This is a genomic window from Hungatella sp. SL.1.14 (assembly GCF_024460495.1).
In the GTDB taxonomy this organism is placed as follows: Bacteria; Bacillota; Clostridia; order Lachnospirales; family Lachnospiraceae; genus Hungatella; species Hungatella hathewayi.
The window spans coordinates 1-300 of the sequence record NZ_JANFYJ010000348.1 but is presented as its reverse complement, the minus strand read 5'-3'; the positions used below and the strand labels follow the sequence as shown (position 1 = coordinate 300).

The 300-nt window shown below is 50.0% G+C and carries 1 pseudogene; it reads left to right on the top strand.

Annotated elements, in window-relative coordinates:
- Window positions 1-21 precede the first annotated feature (21 nt).
- Window positions 22-300 (top strand): annotated as a pseudogene (locus NE473_RS31300) (glycoside hydrolase family 43 protein); the annotation flags it as partial.

The window sequence follows — 300 nt, the reverse complement described above, 5'->3', positions numbered from 1 at the left end:
CATATCTATAAGAGAAATGGAATGTATTATATTTTTCTTATTTCCTGTCCTCCCGCGCCCCTGCACTCAGGCAGAAGGATTGAACTGTGTTACCGTTCGGACAGAATTGACGGAGTGTATGAGGGCAGAGTTGTTCTGGACAGTGATATGGGATTTCATAATATGGGAGTCGCACAGGGCGGAATCTTTGTGACTGCCGGGGGTGAGTGGTACTCTCTGCTGTTCCAGGACCACGGTTCCACAGGCAGGATTCCGGTGCTTGTTCCGGTTACATGGGAAGATGGCTGGCCGGTATTTGGC